The following is an 18,792-nucleotide window of genomic DNA, read 5'->3' on the forward strand; positions in this document are numbered from 1 at the left end:
GTCAAGAGCGGTTACAAACAATCGGCTATTATCCCAGATTGGAGCAATTAATTAAGAAGTTAATTTTATTAGAGATTCGTCGTGATGACATTAAATCACTGCAAGATATGAGTGATAAAATAAATCAGTTTGCAACAGAAATTTCATTGAAAATAAAATAGGGTTAATTTATTAATGCTGACAACGGAAAGCCAGTGAACGGAAATAACAAAGGGAGTTTGTTATTAATCTGGCGTCCATTTATCAAACCACGCTGTATATTCACAACAGTTGATAGAGATGAACTAATATCAATTGGCTCTAACATATTAAAGGAAATAAAATCACATGAAATTAATTAGCTTAATAAGACCAATCGAAGTTGAATACTTTGGCATTGAATTATTAGTTCCGCATTGGACTAAATTTATAGTCACAGAAAACAAGGGATTTGTATTGGCATGGAACAAAAAGCCATCTCAATTAAAAGGAGACTGGAACTCTAAATCACCACGATCTCAATATGAAATTGTAGCCATTGTTGATTTAGAAGATATGGACTGGAAAGAAACCCTCATCGAACTATGAACGAACAAGTTCTAGAAAATGGACGACGGGCAATAGCAAGGGAATGCTTAAGCGAACTGACAGCTCTTGAGAAATACGACGATAAAGCAGCAACAGCAATACTCGATAAATATACGCAGCAATTCAAATTAATTATGAATGAGCATCAGAAGAAAAAAGCCAGTCCGAAGGGGTGGCTTTCTCAGTATGTTCGGGATATAAGGAAAGAAAAATAATACGTTATTATATGGAGTTAAATTATGTCCATGTCAGGAAAATTAATGAAAGCCAGCTCATGGGGAAGCAGAGAATTTGAAAAAGGCTCTGTTCCAGACAATAGAACCATTAAACATTGGATAGAAATAGGAAGATTAAAAGGAAAAATTATTGATGGTTCAGTGTGGGTTAATTCATCAGAAAGATGGGGGGTTGAGTCTTCTATTTCTTCTTGCGTTAGTCAATTAATCAGGGATTCATAAAATGGCAAGCAGACCAAGGAAGAAGGAATTCAGGCATTTGCCTGATTACTTATATTTTGATAGAAATAAAGGTCAATATCGTTTCATTTTAACAAATGGTAAAAAGAAAAACATAGGTAGCGACAAGGCTGTTGCTATTGCCATAGCAAGAGAATATAACAATATAATGAGGCCAGAATCATCTGTATCTGTCAGTTCACTAGTTAAAGAGTCTGGTGGAAAATACGGAGAATCTCTTCCCTTTTGTCATCATGTTGATAATCTTTTTTCCCGTATTATTAAAGATGAAAATCCATCTGACAGCACTCTCGCGGACTGGCGAAATGATATAGAACGAATGAAGACGTTTTTTACTGATATACCAGCGTCAGAAATATCACTGGAACACGTTAATAATTATATCAAACAGTATCATAACGATGCGTCAGCAAACGTTCAAAATAGGAAGGTCTCTTTCTTAAAAAAAGTATTCAGTTACGCAATGGATGAATCATTAATGCTCGACAACCCAGCTGAGCGTAAGAAAATGAAACGTACTGATAAAAAGAAACGCCGCAGACTTTCATTTGATGATTTTATGCTTATACGTAATGCAGCAGAACCTTGGCTAAGAACGGCAATGGATCTGGCACTACAAACGACTCAGGCGCGGCTAGAAGTTTCCCGTATCAGATACAACATCAAATCACCAAAGGAAGGTGTCTGCGGCTGTGTATGGTATCCAGAACCAAAAAACGGCATTCATGGTATGCTTTATATTCACAGGCAAAAAGTCCAGCATAAAGAAGCATCACATATTGCTATCCCAATTGGCTCAACGATAAAAGCTATCATTGATGCTAGCCGGGATAATATCGCAAGCCCATATGTTGTTCATCGAGTGCCGGATCGCTTGCCAAATAAAATCAGCCAGGAAGTTAATCACCCCACTCAAATTGCTCCCGATTATTTAAGTAGGTCATTTTCATCTTTGAGGGATAAAGTCGGCGTAGCGTCATGTCTCCCATTTGATGAAAGACCAACATTTCACGAAATTCGGGCGTTGGCTGCTCACATATTTAAAACACAAGGAATAGATCCACAAGCCAGGATGGCACACACCGATGCTAAATCCACAAAAATTTATACTGAAAATCATGTCGATTGGGTTGAGGTTCCGCACGCAGAAATAGCTGTCTGATAAGTGGAAAAACTCAACTTAACTTATTGATGCATATAATGCAGATTTTGAAGATTCTGTACTGTTTGTATTCACAGTAAAAACCCTCAAAACCCGCATCATACAAGGCTTAGAGCTAGATAATGCTGTCGTCATGGGGTGTCGGGGGTCGGAGGTTCAAATCCTCTCATGCCGACCAAATTTCCCTAGAAAAACCAACCAATTGCGGTTGGTTTTTTTATGGGTGAAATTTGCTGAGGGAAAAATGGTAAAAACGCGTTAACTTTGGGATAGGTTTTATTGTTGGCCAGAGAGGTGTGAAGCTTCTTTTTTCTTGCTGATCTTCTCAATAATTTCTATTTGAAATCCACTAGAATAATAGATTTCTTTATCTTCATTCTCTTAATTTTCTTTCTTCTTAAATACAACCCTCACTTTACATCAACTTGAAGTAGAAAGGATTTGTTGATTCCATTAATGGGAGCGAGAGGTAGAAAGAGGCTTCATTTTGGGCGGCATACATGAGATCGAATGGTATACTTATTGTTGTAAGTTATTTTGGAAGGCGCTATATCTTACCAGGATAAGTAAAAAATTATAGAGGAATTTTTAATGAGTATGAGTAGCAAAAGTAAAATTAAAGTAGGATTGATTGTTGACGAATTCTTTGGCGCTGCGGATACTCGGTTCGGAGGATATGGTTATTTAGCACGCCATTATATTGCAAAATACTTACCAAACAAGGAGTTTGAATTCGAAGTACTATTAGGTAAGGGTAAAAGCCATTTTTTTGCAGAAAAATATACTGTAGACAATGTTCCTCTTTATCGACTACCACGTAGAAAATGGTTTGCACGCCAGTGGTTAAAAAACAAAAACTACGATATTTACTTTAGTGTTGAGCTAACCTATAGCCATGTTATAGAAAATGAACCCAATAAAGATAAAAAACTAATATTATGGATTCAAGATCCCCGTCCAATGTATGAATGGGATGAGATTTTTACTGTAAAACTCTTTCCTGAAACATCATATTATGACCAAAAGATTTATGATCTAGTTCATGATTGGTACCAGAAAGGCAGAGTGAAATTCATATCACAAGCGTATTGCCTGAATGATAAAGCCAAAGATTTATATAAATTAGATCCGAATGTTAAAATTGAGTATGTTCCAAACCCTATTGATATTGACGAAACATTCGACGTAACCACACACCAAAAAAAGGATATAATTATCTTCTTAGGACGAATTGCGTCTGTAAAACGTGGTTGGTTATTCTGTGAGATCGCAAAAAAAATGCCTGAATATGATTTTTACGTTTTAGGGAAAATATATAGGGACGACGATAAAAATCATGAAATAATAGCAGGTTATATAAACATTGAGAACTTACATTTTACTGGTCATATTGAAGGTGAGCAGAAGAATGCAATTTTAAGTGATGCAAAAATTTTAGTTAACACTTCAATTCATGAGGCTTTACCCGTTTCTTTTCTTGAAGCATTATCATTCGGCACTTTACTTGTTAGTAACCGTAATCCAGATGATTTAACATCTAAATTTGGAATTCATGTGGATAATGTTTTAGGAGATGGTTTTGATAAAGTAGATTTATTTGTGTCTGCAATTTATGAATTAATGCAAAATGACATGAAAAGAGAGAGTCTTGCCAAGCAGGCTGTTGCTTATATTAAAAGTTATCATGGTAATGATGATTTTGTTTCTAAAATTCACCAGATCATAAAAGATGAAGTAGCGAATTCAAATTCGAAGGGGAGCGCTTAATTGTATTAGTCATCATCTTTTAACTCTTTTAAGACACAAAAAGCGGTCAACAATGACCGCTTTTATTTATAGAAGATGTGATTTATTCCCAGATATCAAAATCCTCTCATACCGACCAAATTTCCCTAGAAAAACCAACCAATTATGGTTGGTTTTTTTATGGCCAGGATTTGCCTGGGGCAAAACCCAACCGCATATTTGGCATTTACCACCATTAGCAAAGTCGTCTTCTCACACAAAAACATAAAAATATATAATCAATTATAATGAAGCCGGACTAACCGGCTTCTATTTACTTACTTCGGCTGCTCCGGCCATTCGATGCTGGGAGCTTGGTTGACATCAACACGACTCAACATTACCCGATACTTCTTCCATTCAAGTAACGCTGCTTCCTCTTCATCTGTCGCCATTTCCAGGTCAACGGCATCTTGCAGTAACGAGAGTGTTTCATTCGCCTGTCGTAACAGTATTACCTGTTGCTGCTTTACTTCTTCAATCTGACTTGCCTTCAAAATGTCTTTATCAATTACCCACTCTTTACCGTCCCACTTGTCGTAATCGGTATCAGGCTTTTTGAATGTCAGAATTTCCGGTAGTTCCCCGATTTCAGTAATTTCCTGCAGCAAACGTGTCTGCTTGTTGTAAGCTGTTTTTCCACGGTAATCTGGTACAATCAGCCAACTGGTTAAATCAGGTGAACGGCAAGCAACGTATCCCTCTTTAATATCAGGTGGTGCATCTATGCAAGAATTAGCAGGAAGACCAATACCAACAGTAAGATACTCATTAGTACTGTTTAAATACTCCAACGTAATCGCATCGTAATTAAACACAATGATGCTTCCGGTACTAATAGCAATACTATTTTTATCCAATACAGCCTTATTCATCAAGCAATCCTCACAATATAATTAAATGCTACGTTTCGCGGACGTGTTTCTATTCCTGTTGAAGCAGCAACCGCATTATCCATATAACCGAAGCCACCAGATCCTATTCCGATAGCAATGCCTAATCCGCGAGAATCAATTCCGTAGTTAACTCCTTGGTAAACACTATTGAGAATACGGCTTGGTGTACCTAAACCCTCAGCTCCAGCATTTGAGTTGGACCACATCCGGACAATCCTATGACTATGTGGAGCGATATCTGCCAGTTGATTGGAAAGTAGATATCGATTAACGTCCACCCCACGCCCATCATCCCAGCCACGAATAAACTCACCCCGCAAATCGGGTAATACACCAGTTGGATATGCTACCGCTAATTTTGGATATAAAAATTTATCAAAGATCGCTCCATTACATTTCACCCACCCATTTGGTGGTATGTCAGTCGGCCAGGGAAGAGGTATTCCTACCGGAATCTCTTCAAGTAAAGATATGCTCATTATGCTGCCCTTACAATATAGTTAGATACTATGTTTCGTGGTCTTGATACCCCTATAAAATTATAATCCGCTGACCATTCTGTCCCAGTTGGATAATATACAGCTTTTACCGAAAGATAAGGCAATGACCACGAAATAGGAAAACCCACAGATATATTAATTTCTTCACGTAATGAATCTATTATTTTATGAACAAGCTCTTGTATAACCTCCAATGTTTCACTTTAGCATTATCACTAATAGATAAGGCATTAAAATCATTTTTATTACTCATATATCCCTTTTAAATTAAATAATCTTCTTATGTAATAATATATTAAATTATTGTAAAAACACTCCCTCTACAATTCACACAAATCCAAGTCTAGTTCATAAAAACAATAATGCGGCATTCCTATTTATTATAAGTTAACCGTTCTTATATAATTTTCAGTAATAAGTGGCTTAATATTTTTTAATCTAAAATATATTTCAAATTTATATTTAAAATCTGGAAACTATTTTCTCTTATTCCTTCCTTCTCTTCCTGTAACTTCTTCTGTTTTAAATTTCAGGATGGATCTTCCAGCATTTAGACACGAACATCTAAGCGATAGTATTTCACAGTCGAAACCCACGTGTAGAGAGGTTTGGACCAAATAATGCTATTGTAATGGAATGTCGGATCATGGGTTAAAACCCCATCATCCCGACAAAATTTTTCTATAAAAACCAACCTGTTAGGGTTGGTTTTTTGTGGGTGAAATTTAACTCTAGTAAAACCCCAACTTCAAATCTGGCATTTATAGCTACTGAAAAACCATTTTTTCTTACCTAAAAAATATAAAGTTATCTAATTATTACCGCCCTCACTTCGGTTGCTCCGGCTATTCAACATCAAGCGCTTATAAAATATCTACACGAATGAGTAATACCCGATATTTCTTCCATCCCAACACAGCGGTTTCATGTTCTAAAGAGTATTTCTTTCATCTATTATGCTGCCCTCACTATATAATTAAATGCGATATTTCGTGGTCTTGACACCCCTATAAAATTATAACCTGCTGACCAGTCTGTCTGAGTTCCATAATGCACGGCTTTTACCGAAATATTTTTATTTTGGGGAATATCCCACTGCAATTTTGAGAGCTCATTGCGTGAGAAGGCAATAATAAAATTATTAGCTCGATCAACATTCTGTACTAAATAAGCCCCCTCCTGCCATGACAATATTGGACGAAATGGGTCCACATTTCGACCACTGTCCCAGCCTCGAATAAATTCTCCCCTTAGATCAGGCAATTTACCGTCAGGATAGGCTTCTGCTAACTTTGGGTACTGCAATTTATTGAAAAATGCCCCGTTACAAACGAGATGATCTTTAGGCGGATAAGGCAATGGCCACGGAATAGGAGAACCGACAGGAACTTCACTGACTGTTTTAATCCGATTATCTATCTCTTCGAGAGTATATTCACGTAATGAATTTACTATTTCTTGAACAAGCTTTTGTGTCACTGCCAATGTGTCACTATTGCCAATCGCATCTGTAAGCTGGACAATACCTTTTTGTGTTAATGAAGCACTGGGAATGTCTGCTGCAATTTTTTGTTCTAACGCTTTATTTAATTGAGCTGTAATTTTGGCTATATTCCCATCATCAAGAACATCATTACCCGATCGTGTTGCGATAAAATCAGCTACAACTGACGATATTGTTGACGATTGGCGTAATACCTTATTTAATACATAAGTAGAAATATTCTCTGATGTAAATCCAGTCTGTAAACTTTGATCTTCTTCATATTCTTCTTGACTTACTATATTCGCATTATCACTAATAGCAAAAGCTTTAAAGTCATTTTGGGGATTCATATACTTTCCTTAAATTAAATAATTCCACTTCATAATAAATGTATCCGAATTATTGTAAAAATAATCCTACCTGCAACTCATGCCAATCAGAGTATAGTTCAGAAAAATAATAATGCAGTGTTCTTATTGCTTATAATGCTAACTATTTTTGTATAATTATCAGCAATAGAAAATTCAATATTTTGGAATAGAAAATATATTCATAAATACATATTTAATATCTTGAAACTATTTTCCCTTTATTCTTCCTCTCTATTTATGAGAAATTTACATATGAACCGCCAAAATTAAGAAATGAGATAAGGAAAATAAATCGGACTAACTATTCTCCTACTTTAGTTATTCATGCTTCAACGCCAACAATTCAGTTAGAAAAACCAACCGATTATGGTTGGTTTTTTATAAGCTAGTTAACCCGGTTTTTGCTTTACTTCGGGTTTAAAGAATATTTCTATTCTGTCATTATGCCGCTCTTACTATGTAATTAAATGCGATATTGCGGGGGCGATTTTCATTTGCAGTCGGCACAACGCGAGATGCATCAAACGATAATGCTGCAAGTCGATCACGTGCACCTGCTCCACTCAGTGACCGTTTAGACACTACGGCGTAATCTCCGTATTCGCCTGATGTTGAAAATGCTCCAGACAAATCACTATTACCTGAAAATATTCTCCCATTGGCGCTATCCGTGCGTCCTTGTACGAATGCCGTGATATTTCTAATGGCGTCCCCCTGCAACGATAAAATCTCACGACCATTATCCACACCACGTTCCCCACCCCAGCCACGAATAAATTCCCCACGTAGATCAGGTAATTTTCCTGTGGGATATGCTGCCGCTAATTGTGGGTAAGCAGCTTTATCAAACTCGGCTCCGTTACATTGTAACCACCCGGCTGGCGGTATAGTTGTAGGCCAAGGAATAGGAGAACCCACAGGTATATTAATTTCTTCACGCAATGAATCGACCGTTTTTTGAAAAAGTTTTTGTGTGACAGCCAATATATCACTATTACCAAGCACATCTGTTAGCTGAACAACGCCTTTTTGTGTTAATGAGGCATCTGGAACTTCTGTTATTAGTGCCCTATTTAATTGGGTGGTTAACTTAGCTATATCACCATCATCCAAAACATCATCACCAGTTTGTGTCGCGATAAAATTAGCTACCACAGACGCTATGGCTGACGATTGGCGCAACACCTTATTTAACAAATGAGTGGGAACATCATTTGGAGGGAACCCAGTCAGCAAGTCCTGACTTTCTTCATATCTATTCTGACTCACTACATTAGCATTATTACTAGTAGAAAAAGCTTTAAAATCATTCTTAATACTCATATACATTCCTTAAATTATATAATATTGACTTATAATCAACATATTAAATTATTACAACGATGATTTATTTCAATTCACTTCGAACAAAATTTTGGCTTATAAAAATAACAATTAAATATTTTTATAATTTAGAATATTAACTATTTTCATATAATCAATTGCAATAAAAAATTCAATATACAAACTCCACCATCAACAAAAGCAGTATATAAATGGCCCGTTCATTCAGGCCATTTTCATTATTTAGGCTGTCCAACATCAGAAACCCATGAAATATCAACTTTATTCAACCGCATCTTGTAATAGTGCTATCTACTGGCAATACTTTCCTTATGGCTCATTATTAATAGCATATTATTGGCAAAGACCATTCGCTCATTTCTATAATATCATCAGACAATGAATCAAAAGCAACATGATTTTATTCCCATTCTATGGGGCAGAATACATCTATTTCCACACTATGGTAATTAATATCCTATCGCAAAATATCTCACAGCACTATTTGTTAATGCGTTTGCAGAATTCCTGCACGTCACAATAAATTGACTTGCAGAAATAGGTACAGCAGCAACCCCAGATCCAAAATTATAAAAATCAGCATATGTTGCCACAATCTGGAAACAAGCATTAGGAAATGGAATTGTGAAATTTCTGTAATCATTTATATTCAGAGAGCCGTTTGCCTGCCCCCACTGAATAATTATCCCAGTATCACCACACTTCCACCAACCATTCGCAACCTTGTTAGCCGTATTTACATTAAGATTACAACACTTTGCAATTTTTTGTTCTAACACGTTTTTTAATTGTGCGGTGATTTTGGTTACATTACCATCATCCAAAACATCACTGCCCGATTCTGTCGCTATAAAATCAGCTACAGCAGATGATATGGTTGACGCTTGACGCAATGTCTTATTTAACAAATGAATATCAATAGGATTATTTGGCGCTAATCCAGTCTGCAATTCTGGACTAATTTCATATAAACTTTGACTCACAACATTAGCACCACTCTGAATAGAAAAAGCTTTAAAATCATTCTTTACACTCATATACAATCCTCAATTTAAATAATTTTACTTATTAACAAAAAGCACATTGAATTATCGTGCAAATAACCCATAATAATTCACACTGGTCATAGTCTAGTTCAGAAAAATGATAATTAAATATTTTTATAACTAAAATTTGCAACTATTTTTATATAATTATCAATAATAAAAAATCCGACATATTGTAATCGAAAAATTCAGTAATACTCTATATTTCCTCAAGGCTATTAACAGCGATTTTCCCTTATCACTTTCCATATTATTCATATATAGCCAAAATACTTATTTAAACTCTGGCTATATTCTTAGGATATTCACCGAGAGATTATTACCTGACTTAGCATCAGGCAAGCCAATAAATAGGTGCTAGCCCAATACTCTCAAAATAATAATTTATCCTTATCTTATACACCTAAATAAATTACAGGTATCATACTGACATTTAATGGGCGGTTTTCGTTTGCCGTTGGTACTACCTTTGATGCATCAAAAGTGGCATGTGAGAATATTGAATATTGATCAGGTATATTCTTATGATTAGCACTTGAATTATTACTTGCCTTAACACCATAAAATGCTCCGCTGACACGAGAAAAGAGTCCAGTCGCCCACCATCCTAGCTCACCCAAGATATTTCTAATCGCATCTCTCTGTATCACACCAGGCCGTAAACCAGCACGCATAAATACTCCTCGTCCATCAACAAATAGATTAGGGAGGTTAATTTTACTATCATGCAACTTGATTCCCCATGCTGCCTTATATGCATCGGATAAATTATTCAATGCCCGACCAACAGTTGAATCAATCGCATAAGCAGCACCATTCGCAATATATTCTCCTTTAGCTAAATCTGATGCTGGATGTGCAGATAAATAGATATCACCTGGACGTTTAGCACTAACTTGTTCTAAAGCCTTTTTTAATTGTGCAGTAAGTTTCGCTACATTACCATCATCTAAAACATCCTCACCAGATTGTTCCGCAATAAAATCAGCTAAAACCGATGTTATTGTCGACGATTGACGCAATGTCTTATTTAATAAATGAACATGAATAGTACTATTTGGTGCTAATCCAGTCTGCAATTCTGGACTACTTTCATATAAATTTTGGCTCACTACATTAGCACCACTCTGAATAGAAAAAGCTTTAAAATCATTTTTAACACTCATATGCATCTCCTTAAATTAAATAATATTATTCCATATAAAAATAACATTAGACGAATACATTAGCTATGACAATCACCATCGGACTAAAAACAAATTCAAAGGTCCGAGTTCCGTTGAGTAAAGAACTTAAACTTTAATCTAAAACCCCTAAGTTTCTGGAGTCAATTTAAAAATAAAAATCATTAACTCTTATACTGTAAAGATATATCAATATCCTATTGCAAACCAAAACGCAGAGATTTCAGTCGAGTATGCCCAATAATTAAATCCTGTTACAGACAATTTGTTCGCAACAATATTATATGATGATTTTATTTCAGATTTATGACTCAATGTTAATAAAACATTTACACAAACATTAGGAAACCGAATAGGAAAATTAACGGGTGTATCATATCCTGTCCAGTTCACAGTCCCCCACTGATAAATCACCCCTGTATCCCCACACTTCCACCAACCATTAACATCCTTACCAGCTGTATTCATATTAACTTTAACATTAACTCGGCTATCTACTTCAGCTTTTGTATACACGCCAATATCTGCGGCAGTAGGTTTATTCAGAGTATTATATTCTCTAGCCCAAGGTGTCCATGCCCCATTGGCATATTGGCTGCGTGTATATATCCGACTGCTGTTATAAACAAAATAACGTTGAATGATTCCAGCCGCTTTGAGAACAATAAGCGATCCCGCCAGCGGCTCAGGGTAATTAAGGCCATTTTCAGCATAAGCATTGTATTCTTGATAATAAATACCCGGAGTTTTGTGGCTATCCAAATTCGCCCTATCACCTAAATTAATTGCCAACCCGCCAAAGATATCTTGAGAGGTAATATCAATATCTCCAGATAATGTTTTTCCATTTACTTTCCGACTATTAGGAACTTTACTAGTGATATTTTCACGCAATGAATTTACTATTTCTTGGGCCAACTTTTGCGTAACCGCCAATGTATCACTATTACCAACCTGATTTGTTAGTTGAACAACGCCTTTTTGTGTTAACGAAGCATTGGGAATGTCTGTTTTAACTTTTTGCTCTAATGCCTTATTTAATTGTTCGGTAAGCTTAGCGATATCACCATCATCCAAAATATCATCACCAGATTGTGTCGCGATAAAATTAGCCACAACAGCTGATATGGTTGACGATTGACGCAATACCTTATTTAATAAATGAATCGGAACATCATTGGGAGGAAAACCAATTTGTAAATCCGGACTTACTTCATATCTCTCTTGACTCACTACATTTGCATTATCACCAATAGAAAAAGCTTTAAAATCATTCTTACCACTCATATACCATCCTTAAATTACATAATGTTATTTCATAAATAATATATTAAATTATTATACGAATGATTTATCCCCATTCGTGTCAATTAGACGTCTTGAACAGACGTCTAATTCAAAAAACAATAATTAAATACTCTTATGACTTAGAATATTAACCACTTTTGTATAATTGGTTACAATAGGTAATTTAATATTAGAAAGTTATTACCCCCCCTCTTTCATTTCTTACTATAATTTTTCTATTTCAGATTATAGATTGAATCTCTTTTAGTATCCTATTTTCATTATTTCGGCTGTTCCGGCCATTCAACATCAGGGGCCAATGAAACATCAACTTTGTTCAACGTCACCCTATATTGCTTCCATGCCAACAGGTCTATTCTTTCTTCTTCGGTAGCAATACCTAAATCAACAGCGTCTTGTAGTGGCCCGACAATATTATTAACTTTAGCCAGTGACTGAAATTTCTCATGTTCTGCTTGCTGTATTAATTCCTCTTTAGTCGGAACATAAGTATTATCAGATTCTACTTCCGTATCCTCACCAACAACCTTATCAGAAGGTTTATTCAACGAGTTATATTCTTTAGCCCAGGGTGTCCATGGATTGTCATGAAATTGACTACGTGTATATACCCGACTGCTGTTATAAACAAAATAACGTTGAATAACCCCAGCCGCTTTCAACACAATAAGCGAACCGGCAAGTGGTTCAGGATAATTGACGCCATTTTTGGCATGAGCATTATACTCCTGATAATAAATCCCTGGTGTTTTGCAGTAATCCAAATTTACATTATCACCTAAACCAATCGCCTGCCCACCCAAAATATCCTGAGAAGTAATTGTGACATCTGTGGATAAAGATTTTCCATTTACCTTGCGGATTCCGGCAATATATCGAGAATCAGAGTCTATTTTTGTATATGAGCCAATATCCTCTGCCGAAGGTTTATTCAGAGTGTTATATTCTCTAGTCCAAGGAGTCCATGGATTATCATGAAATTGGCTACGTGTATATACCCGACTGCTGTTATAAACAAAATAACGTTGAACGATCCCAGCCGCTTTCAACACAACAAGAGAACCCGCGAGCGGTTCAGGGTAATTAAGGCCATTTTTGGCATGAGCATCATATTCTTGGTGATAAATTCCTGGTGTTTTATAGCTACTCAAGTCCGCCTTATCACCTAAACTAATCGCCTGCCCACCCAAAATATCCTGGGAAGTAATGGTGATATCCTCAGACAGTGCTTTCCCATTAATTTTTCGAGTATTGGGTATTTTGGCATTAATATTTTCAAGCAATGAATTTACTATTTCCTGAACCAACTTTTGCGTAACAGCTAATGTACCACTATTACCTACCACATCCGTAAGCTGAACAACACCTTTTTGTGTTAATGAAGCATTGGGAACTTCTGTTGCGATTTTTTGTTTTAAAGCTTTATTTAATTGCTCGGTAATTTTCGCTATATCACCATCATCCAGAACATTATCGCCAGATTGTGTTGCGATAAAATTAGCTATTACAGATGATATTGTTGATGATTGACGTAATACTTTGTTTAACAGATTAATAGGAATATTATCTGGTGGAAACCCAGTCTGCAAGCTCTGGTCTTTCTCATATTTATCTTGACTCACTACATTAGCATCATTACTAATAGAAAAAGCCTTAAAATTATTCTTGGCACTCATACACACCCCTTAGCTTAAATAGAATGATTTACATTAAATATATTAAATCATTGTTTAAAGGCAATTCTTAATAATTTAGAACAGCCATAGTCTAATTCATAAAAATAATAATAAAACGTTCTTCTAACTTAGAAGGATAATTATTTTTGTATAATTAGCAGCAAGAAGCGACATAACAAATTTCAATCGGAAATATATCCAATCCGATTATATTCAATACTTAAATTATTTCCTTCCTTGAATTACTTACTGATAATTTTTATATTTAACATTCCAGACCGGATATTTCAGTATTTTAATTCCAGCATCAATAAAACCGCGGTATAATTGACACACCACATTAGCCCATTTCTAATAGAAAAAGCTTTAAAATTATTCTTGGAACTCACCATCCTCCTTAAATTAAATAACATCATTTTATAATTAACATATTAAATTATTGTAAGGGTGATTTATCGCAATTCACATCAATAAAAATCTAGCTCAAAAAAATAAATTTTCATTCCAACTTATAATGTCAGCTATTTTTGTATGATTAGCAGTAATAAATAACCCAACGTATAAAAAACGTATAAAAAATAATTCTTCTCCATTTTCTATTTTTCCTATGCTACTATAATTTTCATGATAATGTCCCTTGGCCCCATTAAATAATCAGGAGTCAGGGAAATATTTCTGTTGGCAATGAAATACCTACTCATTCTGACAAACCATTAAACCGTCATTTTTGTCATTAGTTAACATACAAATAAATCTGATTTTAGCTTTACATTTACCATATTAAATGGCGTCTAAAGTAAACCAACTATCACACATATCGAGCATAGCTTTTATTAATTCACCACCAATACCCTGTCCCTGATAATCAGCATGTACCGCCATACCAAAAGTCGCAACATGGCGACGCCACAGGTTTTGGTATGTTTCAATACCAACCTGACCCACAATTTTCCCATCAATACAAACAACTAAACAGAAACATCCTTAACTTCATATTGATGTTCCTTTACCTTGCTGCATGTGATTCACCGTTTTCTGCATTCCATCTCCCAAAGATACATGTTTGCTGCTACTTAAAGCGACACAAAAATATTTTAAACATTAAAATATTTTTTAAAACTGCTTGACTCTGAAGTTTTTCTGATTAAAATCGCAGCCACAATTTAGATTTTCGTGAAACAAATCACATTTTACCTATAAAGAGAGTTCATCATGAAATCTGTTACATCTTTCATATCAAGTGTTCATAGCGTTGTTATCTACCTGTCAACGCCTCGCTTTCTGTAAGTCTTCTTTTTAACCGATACGTGAAAAGCCAGTTTCTGAGCTGGCTTTTATATTGCTAAAATATCCTCTAACTCCCTTAAAAAATCATCCCATGGTAACAATGCTGAATACAATCATTGATAAATTTCTTTAAACAAAATCATCAGCAATCCTTCACTCTTAAGTCACATAGTTAAGTGCAGTATCATTAGGTTGAGAGTAAACAGGTTCGTATTCCTTTAAATAATTCATTGGGTATTTTGTCATCCCAAGTCTTTCAGGGTGACTATTTGATCGGTTTACTGGCAGTGATGAAATACTGCCACTAATCACCTCTCTTTATTTTGTATTTATATACCCGTTATCTTTCAAGTGGCCTCTTTGTTGGCTGCACTCACTCACCCCGGTCACATAGTTCTCTATGCTCCCGGGGATTCGCTCCCTTGCCGTCGCGATACATCTTGAAATCCATTGGGTATATTAGTTTAGTCGAATCCATTTGTTATTAATAATCCAATGCGTTAAGAATTCATTTCTTCAACAAAGCAACTTCATCCGCATTTTTCTGGCATAGCAGAGTAAGATTAGTAATAGAACGGGTAAGGTTATCTATAGTACTCTCCAGCGTTTTAATGTTCATTTCCAGTTGCTTATTTTTTATATCCAATGCCCTCATTCTTGTCAATTCAGCATATAATTGCTGACCATTCACCGCCTCCGTGCTGTTCCTTGAAATATCCCCGGCAGCAACATTTACAATCTTACGTTGATTACCCGGTTTTCCTACAGAAACAACGTTCGATTTGCTGGCAACAGAATTTGCACCTAATGCAATGCTCCCACTTGCTGTTACAGAGGCGTTTTGACCAATCGCAATTCCCTGAGACGCACTCACACTAACCTTTTGCCCCACGGCAATAGAAGACGAAGATGCGGATTTAGAATCTGATCCTAATATAATGCTCCTACTTCCTGTTACAGAGGAGTTTTGACCAATCACAATTCCCTGAGACGCACTCACACTAACCTTTTGCCCCACAGCAATAGAAGACGAGCCGCTGGATACAGAGCCTTCTCCTAATGCAACGCTCGCACTTCCTGTTGCTGAGGAGTTTTGACTAATCGCGATTGCCTGATTCCCCCTGGCAATCGCTTTTGCCCCCAAGGCAACAGCAGCTGAACCGCTGGATATAGAATCTGATCCCAATGCAACACTCGAATTTCCTGTGGCAGAGGCGTTTTGACTAATTGCTACTGCCTGAACCGCGCTAGCAATAACCTTTTGCCCTAGAGCGATAGAAGCTGAACCGCTGGATACAGAATCAGCACCAATCGCAATTGGCCATATGACTTTATCAACTTTATTTTCATCCTCCTTCCTACCCGCCAGTTGATTTTGCCCAATAGCAATAGCGGCCTCACTAATTGACTTAGAAACTAGTGGTGAAGCACCAATTGCTATAGCATGTATTGCTGGTGCTTCTGCATTCCCAAGGATAACTGAATCTTTACCAACTGTTTGATCAGTTATATTTATATTCTCTGTAGACATATATACCTCTCAATTCAGAAATTAATTTGCTATGACTTATTACTGGATTAATAACCCCAGCAATATAATTTAGTATTTGTCATCACCAATAACTAAATTATATATAATAATTTCCTTTCACATTTGTTATTATTAAATACTAAAAAAACTTAACGAAATTTTATAAAATCATTACACCTCCCCACTATTTACGCGAGACAAAATTAAAACCACTTATCGTTAAGATATTATACAAAAAATTCAATTTGTAAATAAATTAAAATTACGAGGTCTATTTAATGTATCACAGAGCTTCATTAAATATAATTAACTATCAACCCAGTTAATATAAACTAACCGACACCATGTTATTTTCATATATTTTCATCACTCTCAATACAATTATTTATATAATTTCACCAAGTAAATGCAGTTAGTATGAAAAACCGAGTATGACAATTATTCTGTTATTCATAGCTATATAACTCATAATTCATTGCCAAATAATAACTCTGCCACTAAATCATTTATCATATATTCTCAGCCCAATAGCCAAGAATATATGAAATAACAACTATATCCTTCATCTTTCAAGTTGCTGCTTTGTTAGCTGCTTTCACTTACCCTAGTCACATAGTTATCTATGCTCCTGGGGATGCATTCACTTGCCACCGCGCTGCAATTTGAAATCTATTGGGTATAACTGGTATTAATAATTCAATGCATCAAGAAGTCGTTTCTTCAATAATGCAACATCATCCACACTATTCTGAACCAATAGAGTAAGATTGGCTATATCATTTTCCAGAGATTCAATCTTCTCTGCCAATTCTTTATTCTTTGCATCCAATAATATATCAACTCTTGTCGATTCAGCATATAATTGCTGACCATTAACTGCCTCAGTACTGTGATTTGAAATATCCCCAGCGGCAACATGTATAATCTTACGCTCGTGGCCCGTTTTTCCTACAGAAACAACATTCGGTTTATTAGCAATAGAATCTGCACCTAAAGCGATAGAAGCCAAGCCTCTGGATACGGAATCAGCACCAATTGCAATGGGCTGATTCCGCCGACAATATTAGATATAAATGCCAACTTGTAAATAAATTAAAATTATTGGATTACATGGAATTTGATTTAATGTATTACCAAGCTTTATAGAATATATGTTCGATAAAGTTTATTACAACCAGTAAATTAATTACCTGAATATTAATTTATTTTTATATAATCAACCTAAATTAATGATAAATTTAATAATAAATTACACATAACGATAATAAAATGATTTTCATAATAGTTTAATAACCGTTATCCTTGCAACATACAACAATCCAAATCTCGTTTAAATATCCTGAGAACACTAAAACTCAATTTTCTTTTAGATAAGAAATAAAAGAGTTAATAAGAGTTGCATAATATAATAATATTTACTATAGTAAATATTATTATAAAACCCAATCAGGCTCACAGAAATGAGAATTTTTACTACCGATGATTTCGCAGCCTTCATGGACGATAATTCACTAACTAGTGCTGATCTTTGCCAATCCGCTAAAGAAGTAATAAACGGACTAGTCGATGCCAATCTTGGTGGCAATCTATTCAAAAAAAGGATCGCCCTTGCAAGGACAGGGAAAAGTGGTAGCGCACGTTCTATCGTTGCATTCAGATATAATGATAAAATAATCTTTATTGACGGCTGGCTAAAAAAAGACGTAGCAAAATCGGGAAAAGAAATTCCCGATAAACTGTTAAAAGTTTATAAGCTATTAGCCAAAGACTTTCTTAATATCAGTGATAAGAATCTTAAAGATAACTTATCGTCTGGTTTATTAATCGAGGTAACATGTAATGAATGATAACCGACTTATCAAAATGCAGAAAATGGCAGAGCGTTTTCACAAATCTGGCACAGTATCAAATATAACTATGCGAGAAATTAATGCATTGGTTAAAGAAGATAAAAACATAAACCACTCTTCATCCGATGTGATGACTGGAGAACGCATAAAAAAAATTCGCGAATGTTATAATATCAGCCAAGGAGCCTTAGCCACCGCTATTAATATGTCCGCAAATAGTGTCCAAAAATGGGAAAGAGATGAAACACATCCTACAGGTGCTGCATTGAAACTTCTGATGATTATTGAGAAAAAAGGACTTGAAATACTCATGTAAGTTACCG

At 35.5% G+C, this 18,792-nt stretch carries 16 protein-coding genes and 4 pseudogenes; 8 read left to right on the forward strand and 12 right to left on the reverse strand.

What is annotated here, in order from left to right:
• Window positions 1–167: 167 nt before the first annotated feature.
• The 6 genes and pseudogenes from C5469_RS15850 to C5469_RS15875 form a co-directional block, all read left to right on the forward strand.
• A pseudogene (locus tag C5469_RS15850) lies at window positions 168–341 on the forward strand (DNA N-6-adenine-methyltransferase); the annotation flags it as partial.
• Window positions 328–567 carry a hypothetical protein gene (locus tag C5469_RS15855; protein WP_166308624.1) on the forward strand — a complete coding sequence of 80 codons (240 nt, stop codon included), beginning with the start codon at window positions 328–330 and terminating at the stop codon, window positions 565–567. The pseudogene C5469_RS15850 and the gene C5469_RS15855, both read left to right, overlap by 14 nt.
• Window positions 564–782 (forward strand): hypothetical protein, encoded by a 219-nt coding sequence (locus C5469_RS15860; protein ID WP_166308627.1) that lies wholly within the window; start codon window positions 564–566, stop codon window positions 780–782. Before C5469_RS15855 ends, C5469_RS15860 begins: the two co-directional genes overlap by 4 nt.
• A 24-nt stretch (window positions 783–806) precedes the next feature.
• Window positions 807–1,025 carry a hypothetical protein gene (locus C5469_RS15865; protein ID WP_166308630.1) on the forward strand — a complete coding sequence of 73 codons (219 nt, stop codon included), beginning with the start codon at window positions 807–809 and terminating at the stop codon, window positions 1,023–1,025.
• Between the two features lies 1 nt (window position 1,026).
• Entirely contained in the window at window positions 1,027–2,205 is a 1,179-nt protein-coding gene (locus C5469_RS15870; RefSeq protein WP_166308633.1) for a site-specific integrase, read from the forward strand.
• 591 nt (window positions 2,206–2,796) lie between these two features.
• Window positions 2,797–3,972, forward strand: a complete 1,176-nt coding sequence (locus tag C5469_RS15875; protein ID WP_166308636.1) for a glycosyltransferase family 4 protein — start codon at window positions 2,797–2,799, stop codon at window positions 3,970–3,972.
• A 296-nt stretch (window positions 3,973–4,268) separates the two neighbouring features.
• On the opposite strand, the gene C5469_RS15880 is transcribed toward C5469_RS15875, so the two are convergent.
• The 12 genes and pseudogenes from C5469_RS15880 to C5469_RS15930 form a co-directional block, all read right to left on the reverse strand.
• On the reverse strand, window positions 4,269–4,865 hold the full coding sequence (locus C5469_RS15880; protein WP_166308639.1) for a tail fiber assembly protein: 597 nt from the start codon (window positions 4,863–4,865) through the stop codon (window positions 4,269–4,271).
• Window positions 4,865–5,341 (reverse strand): annotated as a pseudogene (locus C5469_RS15885) (phage tail protein); the annotation flags it as partial. The gene C5469_RS15880 and the pseudogene C5469_RS15885, both read right to left, overlap by 1 nt.
• 999 nt (window positions 5,342–6,340) lie before the next feature.
• On the reverse strand, window positions 6,341–7,222 hold the full coding sequence (locus C5469_RS15890) for a phage tail protein (protein ID WP_166308645.1): 882 nt from the start codon (window positions 7,220–7,222) through the stop codon (window positions 6,341–6,343).
• A gap of 462 nt (window positions 7,223–7,684) precedes the next feature.
• Window positions 7,685–8,566, reverse strand: a complete 882-nt coding sequence (locus tag C5469_RS15895) for a phage tail protein (RefSeq protein ID WP_166308648.1) — start codon at window positions 8,564–8,566, stop codon at window positions 7,685–7,687.
• Between the two features lie 470 nt (window positions 8,567–9,036).
• Entirely contained in the window at window positions 9,037–9,624 is a 588-nt protein-coding gene (locus tag C5469_RS15900) for a gp53-like domain-containing protein (RefSeq protein ID WP_166308651.1), read from the reverse strand.
• A 404-nt stretch (window positions 9,625–10,028) separates the two neighbouring features.
• Complete coding sequence (locus C5469_RS15905) at window positions 10,029–10,799, reverse strand: phage tail protein (RefSeq protein WP_166308654.1); 771 nt, start codon at window positions 10,797–10,799, stop codon at window positions 10,029–10,031.
• Window positions 10,800–11,006: 207 nt separating this feature from the next.
• Complete coding sequence (locus tag C5469_RS15910) at window positions 11,007–12,104, reverse strand: gp53-like domain-containing protein (RefSeq protein WP_166308657.1); 1,098 nt, start codon at window positions 12,102–12,104, stop codon at window positions 11,007–11,009.
• Window positions 12,105–12,385: 281 nt separating this feature from the next.
• Window positions 12,386–13,801: a tail fiber assembly protein gene (locus C5469_RS15915; RefSeq protein WP_166308660.1), complete on the reverse strand. Its 1,416-nt coding sequence runs from the start codon at window positions 13,799–13,801 to the stop codon at window positions 12,386–12,388.
• 780 nt (window positions 13,802–14,581) lie between these two features.
• Window positions 14,582–14,767, reverse strand: a pseudogene (locus tag C5469_RS15920) (GNAT family N-acetyltransferase); the annotation flags it as partial.
• A gap of 508 nt (window positions 14,768–15,275) precedes the next feature.
• A pseudogene (locus C5469_RS24515) lies at window positions 15,276–15,397 on the reverse strand (IS30 family transposase); the annotation flags it as partial.
• A 199-nt stretch (window positions 15,398–15,596) separates the two neighbouring features.
• On the reverse strand, window positions 15,597–16,619 hold the full coding sequence (locus tag C5469_RS24075) for a hypothetical protein (protein WP_278249768.1): 1,023 nt from the start codon (window positions 16,617–16,619) through the stop codon (window positions 15,597–15,599).
• A gap of 688 nt (window positions 16,620–17,307) precedes the next feature.
• Window positions 17,308–17,628, reverse strand: coding sequence for a hypothetical protein (locus C5469_RS15930; RefSeq protein WP_242689493.1), 321 nt, complete (start codon window positions 17,626–17,628; stop codon window positions 17,308–17,310).
• Between the two features lie 451 nt (window positions 17,629–18,079).
• Between C5469_RS15930 and C5469_RS15935 the strand changes: the two genes are divergently transcribed.
• Both C5469_RS15935 and C5469_RS15940 read left to right on the forward strand, forming a co-directional pair.
• Complete coding sequence (locus C5469_RS15935) at window positions 18,080–18,466, forward strand: type II toxin-antitoxin system RelE/ParE family toxin (RefSeq protein ID WP_166308663.1); 387 nt, start codon at window positions 18,080–18,082, stop codon at window positions 18,464–18,466.
• Entirely contained in the window at window positions 18,459–18,785 is a 327-nt protein-coding gene (locus C5469_RS15940; protein ID WP_166308667.1) for a helix-turn-helix domain-containing protein, read from the forward strand. Before C5469_RS15935 ends, C5469_RS15940 begins: the two co-directional genes overlap by 8 nt.
• Window positions 18,786–18,792: the final 7 nt, after the last annotated feature.

Source organism: Photorhabdus cinerea (genome assembly GCF_011189575.1).
In the GTDB taxonomy this organism is placed as follows: Bacteria; Pseudomonadota; Gammaproteobacteria; order Enterobacterales; family Enterobacteriaceae; genus Photorhabdus; species Photorhabdus cinerea.